This is a genomic window from Microbacterium sp. B24 (assembly GCF_000333415.1).
GTDB lineage: Bacteria > Actinomycetota > Actinomycetes > Actinomycetales > Microbacteriaceae > Microbacterium.
Genome location: NZ_BADB01000329.1, coordinates 1 through 6064 on the forward strand (window position 1 = coordinate 1; position 6064 = coordinate 6064).

At 68.7% G+C, this 6064-nt stretch carries 8 protein-coding genes; 1 reads left to right on the forward strand and 7 read right to left on the reverse strand.

Features of this window, described 5'->3' with window-relative positions:
* The first annotated feature begins 104 nt into the window (after positions 1 to 104).
* Positions 105 to 560, forward strand: coding sequence for a TetR/AcrR family transcriptional regulator (locus I5I_RS08510; RefSeq protein WP_275574463.1), 456 nt, complete (start codon positions 105 to 107; stop codon positions 558 to 560).
* A gap of 138 nt (positions 561 to 698) precedes the next feature.
* Here the strand turns inward: I5I_RS08510 and serA are convergent, their stop codons facing one another.
* The 7 genes from serA to I5I_RS08545 form a co-directional block, all read right to left on the reverse strand.
* On the reverse strand, positions 699 to 2303 hold the full coding sequence (gene serA, locus I5I_RS08515) for a phosphoglycerate dehydrogenase (RefSeq protein ID WP_036318364.1): 1605 nt from the start codon (positions 2301 to 2303) through the stop codon (positions 699 to 701).
* A gap of 104 nt (positions 2304 to 2407) precedes the next feature.
* Positions 2408 to 2761, reverse strand: coding sequence for a hypothetical protein (locus tag I5I_RS08520; protein ID WP_036318365.1), 354 nt, complete (start codon positions 2759 to 2761; stop codon positions 2408 to 2410).
* A complete protein-coding gene (locus I5I_RS08525) occupies positions 2758 to 3273 on the reverse strand; it encodes a hypothetical protein (protein WP_036318366.1) in 516 nt (171 codons plus the stop codon). Before I5I_RS08525 ends, I5I_RS08520 begins: the two co-directional genes overlap by 4 nt.
* The gene (locus I5I_RS08530; RefSeq protein WP_036318367.1) at positions 3270 to 3995 is read right to left on the reverse strand and encodes a copper homeostasis protein CutC; all 726 of its coding nucleotides are present in this window, start codon (positions 3993 to 3995) and stop codon (positions 3270 to 3272) included. Before I5I_RS08530 ends, I5I_RS08525 begins: the two co-directional genes overlap by 4 nt.
* 103 nt (positions 3996 to 4098) lie before the next feature.
* The gene (ilvC, locus tag I5I_RS08535; RefSeq protein ID WP_036318368.1) at positions 4099 to 5124 is read right to left on the reverse strand and encodes a ketol-acid reductoisomerase; all 1026 of its coding nucleotides are present in this window, start codon (positions 5122 to 5124) and stop codon (positions 4099 to 4101) included.
* 71 nt (positions 5125 to 5195) lie between these two features.
* Positions 5196 to 5705: an acetolactate synthase small subunit gene (gene ilvN, locus I5I_RS08540; RefSeq protein ID WP_036290481.1), complete on the reverse strand. Its 510-nt coding sequence runs from the start codon at positions 5703 to 5705 to the stop codon at positions 5196 to 5198.
* A gap of 1 nt (position 5706) precedes the next feature.
* The coding region (locus tag I5I_RS08545) for a thiamine pyrophosphate-dependent enzyme (RefSeq protein WP_036318369.1) at positions 5707 to 6064 on the reverse strand (358 nt) is incomplete at its 5' end.

Sequence of the window (6064 nt, forward strand, 5' to 3'; positions counted from 1 at the left end):
GGATACGATCGAGACCATGAGTCGCCCTCCCCTGGCCCGCGAGAAGGTGCTCGACGCCTTCGAGGCGATCTTCGTGGACGAGGGCGAGCGAGCGGCGACGATCGATGCCACGGCGCGGGGCCGCGGGTGTCTCCAAAGGCGGCCTGCTCTACCACTTCGCCTCGAAGGAGATGCTCGAGGCAGGTCTCATCGAACGCCTCCAGACCCTCGTCGACGAGGACGTCGCGGCGATGTCGACCTACCCGGGCGGCCCCATCGCCCACTATCTGCATTCATCGGTCATGTCGAACGACCCGATCGACCGCGTCATCCTCGCCACCTCCCGCCTGGCTCAGGGCGGCAACGGCCAAGCTGCGGAGGCACTGCGCGAGGTCAGGGAGAAGTGGGCGGACGCCCTGCGTCCGTACGCTCCCGACGGCGCCGCGCTCGATCTCGTGATGCTCGTGGGCGACGGCCTGTACTTCAACAACGCGCTGTCGGGCGGATCGATCCCGGGGCCGGTCCCCCGCGGCGACGCGCTGGACGCCCTCGTCGCTCTCGTCGAGCGCGCGGTCCGCTGACCCCGCACGCATCCTGCCGAGCCGCCACGTTCTCACCGAGCCGCTATGGTGCTGCGCGCCAAACCATAGCGGCTCGGAGAGGTCATGGCGGCTCGACGGCGGGATGTCGTGGCACGGCGAACACCCGCGGGCGCGGGATCAGGCTTCGACGATCTCCAGCTGACGGAAGAGGTCGGCGCCGATGGCCTCGCGGGTGTCGTCGAGGATCGCGTCCGGCACGGGCTGATCGACCGTGAGCACCGAGAGAGCGCGACCCGAGGCGTCGGGCTGAGCGACGAACAGACCGGCGATGTTGATCCCCGCCTCACCGAGCTTCTGCCCGTAGATCGCGACGATGCCCGGGCGGTCCGCATAGCGCATGAGGATGTGGTGCTTGTCGATCGGCACCTCGATCTCGTAGCCGTTGATGCCGACGATCTTCGGGACCATCCGCGTGCCGGCAAGCGTTCCGGCCACTTCGAGAACGGTGCCGTCCGAAAGGGTGCCGCGCAGGATCGTGATGTTGCGGTACAGCGGGCTGTCCGCCTCGACGATCAAGCGCGTCTCGATGCCGCGCTGCTCGGCGAACAGCGGCGCATTCACGTACGACACGTTCTCGCTGACGATCTTCGTGAAGATGCCCTTCAGCGCCGCGAGGCGGTACACGCTCACGTCGTACGCAGCGAGCTCGCCGCGCACCTCGATGTCGAGGCTCGTGAGGGCGCTGGTCGCAAGGCCCGAGAAGACCTGTCCGAGCTGCTCGACGAGGGCGATGCCGGGACGCACGAACGGGTCGATGACGCCGCCGGCGACGTTGACGGCGTCGGGCACGAGGTCGCCTTCGAGGGCGAGCTTGACCGAACGGGCCACCGAGATGCCGGCCTTCTCCTGCGCTTCATCGGTCGAGGCACCCAGATGCGGGGTGACGACGACGTTCGGCAGCGACAGCAGCGGGAACGCGGTGCCGTCGGCCTTCGGCGGCTCGCTCGTGAACACGTCGAGGCCGGCGCCGGCGATCTCGCCCGTGGTCAGCGCTGTGTGCAGCGCCTCCTCGTCGATGAGCCCGCCACGCGCGACATTCACCACGTACGCGGTCGGCTTCATCAGCGCGAACTGCGCCGCGCCGATCATGCCCGTCGTCTCGGGCGTCTTCGGCATGTGGATCGTGACGAAGTCGCTCTGCGCGAGCAGGTCGTCCAAGCTCAGCAGCGTCACACCGAGCTGCTGTGCGCGCGTCGGCGTGACGTACGGGTCGTACGCCACGACACTCACGCCGAATGCCTGCAGACGCGCGGCGATGAGGGCGCCGATGCGGCCGAGGCCGATGATGCCGACCGTCTTCTCGAAGAGTTCCGTGCCCGTGAAGGAGCTGCGCTTCCACGCACCGGCGGCGAGCGAGGCATGTGCGGCCGGGATGTGCCGGGCAAGGCTGAGGATGTGCCCGATCGTCAACTCGGCCGCCGAGATGATGTTGGAGGTCGGCGCGTTGACGACCATGACGCCGGCCGCCGTGGCGGCTTTGATGTCGACGTTGTCCAGTCCGACGCCGGCGCGCGCGACGACCTTGAGCACGGGAGCCGCGGCGATCGCCTCGGCATCCACCTTCGTCGCCGACCGGATCAGGATGGCGTGGGCGTCGGCCAGCGCCGACAGGAGCGCGGGACGGTCGGTGCCGTCGACCTGACGGACATCGAAGTCCGGCCCCAGGGCGTCGATCGTGGCGGGTGAGAGTTCTTCGGCGATGAGGACGACAGGCTTGGACACAGCGGCAGGACCTTTGCGCAGGATCGGAGCGGGTGGAAGGATGCCAGCCTACCGGTCGCACCGCACCGCCCCCGACCGTGTGACGACCGGGGAAAAGCGATCCCTCAGCCGAGCATCGAGGAGCCGGACGGTCCGACCGTGTACGTCAGGATGTTCAGCCAGAACACCGCGACGACGCAGAGACCGGCCATGAGGACGAGCGCGAACTCCCACCACGTCCGCCGCCAGCCGACGGCGAAGGCGACACCGAACGCGATCAGCGGGAACAGAACCGACAGCAGCAGTACGAACCAGCCGTAGGCGTTCAGCGGCTGGGCACCGGAGGCCGCCTGCGAGAGGAAGCCGACGGCGTTCCACACGAAATAGGCATAGAACAGGCCGAACACGACCGAGATGGCGACGATCAGCCAGGTGGGCAGCACACGCGCCCGCGGCGGGGTGGGAGCACTCGTGGTCATCGTCCCACCGCCCCGACGAGGATGAACGGCCACGGCACGAGCAGCGCGAGCCCGCCGACCAACAGCAGCACGCGTACCCACGCCTTCGCGGCGCGCGTCAGGAGGAACACCGTGAGGAACCAGACCGGCGCCGCTGCGACGGCCAGCCACAGGGCCGCCGCGTATCCCACCGGGCTGACCAGGAACTCCGCCGTGCCCTGCAGGCGCAGGCCGCCGATGATCCAGCCGATCGCGAAGAGCAGGTAGGCACCGGCGAGGATGCCGAGCGTCACGAGCATCGCGTTCGACATCTGCGTCGGCTCATCGGGCATCGTGACGGTGCCGTCCGCGTCGATGTGGCCGACGGTGGCGCTGCCCTTGCCGACGGCGGTGAATCCGTCGGGAAGCACGGCCGGTTCCGGCTCGGGCGCCGGCTCGGGCGTCGACTCGACGGTGGGACGGTGTCCCACGTCGAGAGTGGGATCGTCGTCGCCGTCCCAGGTCAGGGCGTCGTCATCACGTGGCGTGCTCACTCCGAAAGCGTACTGCGCACCGCGGCCGCAGCTGCCGCCACCACGACCGGGTCGGTGACGTCGTGGCCGCCCGTTCCTCCCCCGGGCCCCGACGGGACGTCGAGACCGGTGACGGCCCGGGCGGACAGATGCACGGCGTCGACGCCCGCGTCCGCGATACGCGCGATGTCGCCCACGCGGATGCTGCCGCCGGCCATGATCTCGACACCGGTGCCCGCCGAGACCAGACGTCGCAGCACCTCCGTGCCGTCGACCGATCGCGCGGCCCCGCCCGAGCTCAGCACACGGTCGACACCGGCCGCGGCGAGCCCATCGAGAACGGCGAGCGGCGAGTCTGCCGCGTCGATCGCCCGGTGGAAGACGAGCGTGCCGTCGCCGGCGGCGTCTCTCCACCTGCGCAGCGCCGCCGCGTCGAGGTGCCCGTCGCGAGTCAGTGCGCCGACGACGACACCCGCCGCCCCGGCGGCCCTCACCGCGTGGATGTCGGCAGCGACGAGGGCGATCTCGTCGTCGTCGTAGACGAATCCTCCCGCGCGGGGACGCACGAGCACGTTCACGCGTTCCCCGCCGACAGCGGCGACCGTCATCTCCACCAGCGCGATCGACGGCGTGAGCCCACCGACAGCCAGCGCCTGGCAGAGCTCGAGCCGGTCCGCTCCTGCGTCGATGGCGGCGCGGGCGCCCGCGACATCCTGAACGGCGATCTCCAACGCGACGGTCATCCTGTCACGCTAGCAAGCGAAAGGCCCGGCCCCCTTGTGTGGGGGCCGGGCCGGTGTGGCTTTCGCAAGCCTTCTCGGCGGGTGTGCCGAGGTCTGGACGAGGTCAGCGCGCGGCGGAGCCCTCGGTGTAGTCGGCGTCCTGCTGCTTCCACGCGAACAGGGCGCGCAGGTCCTTGCCCACGGCCTCGATCGGGTGGGCGGCGGCCTTCGCACGCAGCTCCTGGAACTCGGGCGCACCGGCGTCCTGGTCACCGATGAAGCGCTGGGCGAAAGCGCCGGACTGGATGTCGGCCAGAACGCCCTGCATGTTCTCCTTGACGCGCGGGTCGATGACACGCGGGCCCGAGACGTAGTCGCCGTACTCGGCGGTGTCGGAAACCGACCAGCGCTGCTTGGCGATTCCGCCCTCCCACATGAGGTCGACGATGAGCTTGAGCTCGTGCAGCACCTCGAAGTACGCGATCTGCGGCTGGTAGCCGGCCTCGGTCAGCGTCTCGAAGCCGTACTGGACGAGCTGGGACACGCCACCGCAGAGCACGGCCTGCTCACCGAACAGGTCGGTCTCGGTCTCTTCGGTGAACGTGGTCTTGATGACGCCGGCGCGCGTGCCGCCGATCGCCTTCGCGTACGACAGCGCGGTCTCCCAGGCGTGGCCAGAGGCGTCGCGCTCGACGGCGATGATGTCCGGGATGCCGCGGCCGGCGACGAACTCGCGACGCACGGTGTGCCCCGGCGCCTTCGGGGCGACGAGGATCACGTCGACACCCTCGGGGGCGTCGATGTAGCCGAAGCGGATGTTGAAGCCGTGGGCGAAGGCCAGGGTCTTGCCGGCCGACAGGTTCGGCAGGATGCTCTCGCTGTAGATGCCGCGCTGGTGCTGGTCGGGCGCGAGGATCATGATCAGGTCGGCCCATGCGGTGGCATCGGCGACGTTCTTCACCTCGAAGCCGTCCTCCTGGGCCTTCGCGATCGACTTCGAGCCGTCCTTGAGCGCGATGACGACCTCGACGCCCGAGTCGCGGAGGTTCTGCGCGTGCGCGTGTCCCTGCGAGCCGTAGCCGACGATCGCGACCTTCTTGTTCTGGATGACGGACAGGTCGGCGTCGGAGTCGTAGAAGATCTCAGCCATGGTGTGTGTTTCTCCTTGATTTCTTTCCGGTCATTGAGCGGGCGCAGCGAGTCGAGGCGCCCGTGAGGGAATCAGCCGCGCAGGACGCGTTCGGTGATGGACTTGCCGCCGCGGCCGATGGCCAACAGGCCCGACTGGGCGAGCTCCTTGATGCCGAACGGCTCGAGGGCGCGAAGGATGGCGTCGATCTTGCCGCGATCACCCGTGACCTCGACGACGAGGGCGTCCGTCGCATAGTCGACCACGGACGCACGGAAGAGGTTCACGACCTCGATCACGTTGGAGCGCGTCTGGTTGTCGGCGCGCACCTTGATCAGCATGTGTTCGCGCTGTACGGACGCCGCCGGCTCCAGTTCGACGATCTTGATGACGTTGATCAGCTTGTTCAGCTGCTTGGTCACCTGCTCCAGCGGGAGCTCCTCGACGTCGACGACGACCGTGATACGCGACAGGCCGGGCACCTCGGTGACGCCCACCGCGAGCGACTCGATGTTGAAGCCGCGGCGGGCGAACAGGCCGGCCACCCGGGTCAGCAGACCCGGCTTGTTCTCGACCAGAAGACTCAGGACATGACGGCTCATCTCAGTCCTCCCCGTCGAAGCTGGGCGCATGATCGCGGGCGTACTGGACGAAGCTGTTGCTGACGCCCTGCGGGACCATCGGCCACACCATCGCGTCGGCCGACACGACGAAGTCGATCACGACCGGTCGATCGTTCGTCTCGAGTGCCAGCATGATGGCGGCATCCACCTCTTCGAGCTTCTCCACACGGATGCCGAGGCAGCCATAGGCCTCCGCGAGCTTCACGAAATCGGGCACGCGCACCGTCCCGTGACCCGTGTTGAGATCGGGGTTGGAGTGACGTCCCGAGAAGAACAGCGTCTGCCACTGGCGGCACATGCCGAGGCTCGAGTTTGTGATGATCGCGACCTTGATCGGG